This is a genomic window from Vibrio sp. OPT46 (genome assembly GCF_015163535.1).
GTDB classification, from domain to species: domain Bacteria; phylum Pseudomonadota; class Gammaproteobacteria; order Enterobacterales; family Vibrionaceae; genus Vibrio; species Vibrio alginolyticus.
The window spans coordinates 13,110-16,574 of record NZ_JADDYG010000323.1 but is presented as its reverse complement, the minus strand read 5'-3'; the positions used below and the strand labels follow the sequence as shown (position 1 = coordinate 16,574).

Annotated in this window: 4 protein-coding genes and 1 pseudogene; 4 read left to right on the top strand and 1 reads right to left on the bottom strand. The window is 45.5% G+C overall.

Annotated features, from left to right (window positions below; translation table 11 throughout):
* The 4 genes and pseudogenes from IQR33_RS33175 to bioD form a co-directional block, all read left to right on the top strand.
* Positions 1-284 (top strand): annotated as a pseudogene (locus tag IQR33_RS33175) (biotin synthase); the annotation flags it as partial.
* Positions 271-1,422, top strand: a complete 1,152-nt coding sequence (bioF, locus tag IQR33_RS15390) for an 8-amino-7-oxononanoate synthase (RefSeq protein ID WP_017821706.1) — start codon at positions 271-273, stop codon at positions 1,420-1,422. The pseudogene IQR33_RS33175 and the gene bioF, both read left to right, overlap by 14 nt.
* Positions 1,422-2,243, top strand: a complete 822-nt coding sequence (gene bioC / locus IQR33_RS15385; RefSeq protein ID WP_005388087.1) for a malonyl-ACP O-methyltransferase BioC — start codon at positions 1,422-1,424, stop codon at positions 2,241-2,243. The genes bioF and bioC overlap by 1 nt, the downstream gene beginning before the upstream one ends.
* Positions 2,240-2,926, top strand: coding sequence for a dethiobiotin synthase (gene bioD / locus IQR33_RS15380; protein WP_005378217.1), 687 nt, complete (start codon positions 2,240-2,242; stop codon positions 2,924-2,926). Before bioC ends, bioD begins: the two co-directional genes overlap by 4 nt.
* An 81-nt stretch (positions 2,927-3,007) precedes the next feature.
* Here bioD and IQR33_RS15375 read toward each other — a convergent pair whose 3' ends face one another.
* Complete coding sequence (locus IQR33_RS15375; RefSeq protein ID WP_054575128.1) at positions 3,008-3,211, bottom strand: hypothetical protein; 204 nt, start codon at positions 3,209-3,211, stop codon at positions 3,008-3,010.
* Positions 3,212-3,465 lie beyond the last annotated feature (254 nt).

Genomic DNA, 3,465 nt, shown 5'->3' with positions numbered 1-3,465 from the left:
CAGCGGTTCGTCTATCGGCTGGCCGTGAAAACATGAACGAACAAATGCAAGCGCTGTGTTTTATGGCGGGTGCAAACTCAGTCTTCTATGGCTGCAAACTTCTGACGACTCCAAATCCTTCTGAAGATAAGGACATGATGCTGTTCAATAAGCTCGGTATTAACAGCCAAGAGGTGTCTCAAAAGCCTGATGAAATCGAAGAAAACGAGTTACTCGATCGCGTCGTAGAGCGCGTTGCTGCCCGTCCGACAAAAGACGACCTTTTCTACGATGCCAGCGTTTAAATCTCGTATCGAGTCCGCCCTTGCTGAGCGTAAAACGCAAGGGTTGAATCGTTCTATGAATGTGGTGTTTGCCGGTAACCAGTCCGTTTTGGAACACGAAGGTAGACGCTACATTAATTTCTCAAGTAATGATTATTTGGGATTGGCTAATGACCAAGCGCTTGTTCGGGCTTGGCAGCAAGGTTTAAGCGTATATGGTAGTGGCAGTGGAGCATCACCGATGGTGACTGGCTTTAGTGCCGCGCACAGCAATTTAGAAGCCGCACTGACCGAATGGTTGGGTTACGACAGAGCAATTCTGTTTGGTTCTGGATTCAGTGCTAATCAAGCCTTGTTGTTCACCTTGTTGGAAAAATCAGACGTATTGATCCAAGACCGTTTGAACCATGCCTCACTGATGGAAGCGGGGGCGTTGTCACCAGCTAAGATGAAGCGCTTCAAACACAATGACATCGAGCACCTAAAGTCGCTGATTAATAGCGAAGACAACCATCTAGTTGTGACTGAAGGGGTATTCAGCATGGACGGCGACTGTGCGCCGCTTAGCGATATAGCTGAAGTCACTCGTAGTCATGATGCTTGGTTTGCTGTCGATGACGCTCATGGTATTGGCGTTCTTGGTCAATCCGGTGGTGGTTCTTGCGAGTTGGCAACGGTTAAACCCGAGATACTGATCGTTACTTTCGGCAAAGCGTTTGGTATGTCTGGCGCGGCTATTTTATGTGACCACGCAACGGGAGACTTTTTGACTCAGTTTGCTCGTCACCATGTGTATTCCACAGCGATGCCTCCGGCACAAGCCTACGCGCTCACGCATGCGGTTTCTATGGTTCAAGAGCAGTCTTGGCGACGTGAAAAGCTCTCTGAGCTTAGTGAAGTGTATCGAGATAGCCTTAGCGACCTTGAGGGGTTTGTTGAGACTCAAACTTCGATTAAGCCCTTTTTGATTGGTGAATCTGAATTGGCTTTGCGAGTAGCAGGTGCTTGTCGCCAAAACGGTATTTGGGTGACTGCTATTCGCCCTCCGACGGTGCCTAAAGGAACGTCTCGTCTTCGAATCACACTCACTGCCAATCACACTAATGAACAAGTTAAAACGCTTTCAATCGCATTGAAGCAAGCATTAGGAGCGCTGTAATGGATAATGCAACTACCGCATTAGCGCAAACGCTCGCGTTAGAGAGTTTCCATCAAGATAAAGACGCGATTGCCTCTTCGTTTGGTAAAGCAGCAGAAACATACGATAAACATGCGGCTTTTCAACGTGATGTCGGGCATCAGCTGCTTGATAAACTTCCTGAAAACTTGACGGGAAAACGTGTATTGGATTTAGGTTGTGGCACGGGTTATTTCTCCCAACTACTTCAACAACGCGGTGCGGAAGTAGTCTGCGGCGATATCTCTCAAGCCATGTTAGATAAAGCAGAGCAGCGTTGTGGTGCAGTACGAATGCACTACCAAGTTGCTGATGCTGAAAACTTACCATTTGACGATGATAGCTTCGATTATGTGTTTTCAAGTTTAGCGCTGCAATGGTGTACAGATTTAAGTTACCCACTAAAAGAAGTGCGCCGCGTGCTAAAAAATGGTGGGAAAGCGTGGTTCTCTACACTGGTTGATGGATCACTGTATGAGCTGCGTGCATCATGGGAAAAAATTGATGCATATCAACACGTCAATAACTTTCTAACGCTCAATCAGGTAAAAATTGCGTTAGCGCAATCTCGATGTGACAGCCATCAACTAGACTTGACCACCATCACAGTTTGGTACGACTCTGCATTTTCAGTTATGCGTGACCTCAAAGGTATAGGTGCAAATCACGTAAGCGGGCGCTCACACGGTTTAACTAGTCGCGAGACTTTGTTAAAAGTTGAGCATGCGTACCAAGCGTTTAAAAACGATCAAGGTCTTCTACCTGCAAGTTATCAGGTTTGTTTTGGAGTAATACATCTATGATTGATGCTTTTTTTATTGCTGGTACGGATACTGATGTTGGAAAGACGGTAGCGTCTAAAGCCATTTTGCAAGCGATCGCCGCAAAAGGACTAAACACTATTGGTTATAAGCCAGTGGCAGCAGGGAGTGACAAGACTGAAGCCGGATGGCGTAACTCTGATGCTTTACACTTACAAGACGCCGCAACACTCGATGTGGCCTATGATGATGTGAACCCATACGCTTTAGAGTTGCCTGCTTCTCCCCACATTGCAGCGAAGCATGAACATGTCGAAATAAGTTACGATGTTCTGAGTCAAAAACTGGCTCAACATAAGCAGCAAGCCGATGTTGTTCTCGTTGAAGGTGCTGGAGGCTGGCGTGTGCCAGTATCCGATACGGACTGTTTATCTACATGGGTAAAAGAAGAGCAGTTACCTGTTGTACTGGTGGTTGGCATTAAATTAGGCTGTTTGAGCCACGCTTTACTCACAGCAGAGAGTATTAAAGCGGATGGTTTGAATCTTGTTGGCTGGGTGGCAAACCGCGTCAACCCAGGCACAGAGCACTACGCTGACATTATCGAGATGCTAGAAGCACGTATCGATGCACCTAAGCTTGGGGAAATTCCATATATTCCAAGTGCTAAACGTAAAGAGCTAGGCAAGTACATTAATGTAGAGCCGTTGCTAAACACTGACTAATGGTGTTTAGGGTAAAAGACTAAAAAACCAAAGGGCTGCGCAATGCAGCCCTTTCTTGTTGGTGTAACCTAAAAAGTCAGATTACTTATCTTGGCTGAGCCCCATCAATGCTTGTTGTGTTTCTGCAACACGCTGAGACATATGATGATCGGTTGAAATACCAAGTTGTTGCTTTGCCTCGTCCTCTGAGATGCCTAGGTGACAACGCAGTAAATCAATAGCCATTTGATAGTCGTTAGTTTCTACCATGGTTTTTCCCTCAATACATGGAGTTTTTGAGCTCACCCAATGCACTTTTTGCAATGTACTTAGAGTGACTCTGTTTTGTTCATCTCATTCGAATTTAGCATGTCCATGTGGCCGCACAATAAGACCAAAGTCTATAGCAGAGCTAACGTACTGTTTTTGGTCTATTAAAAAATTTCTAGCTAAGTTGCTAAGAGGTGATAGATTTAACACCAAGATCATCTATCAATAGATGATGGGTAGCTCAGAGCTTATTTTATCATTTTGATAAATGTATATGAACGGAGGTTCCG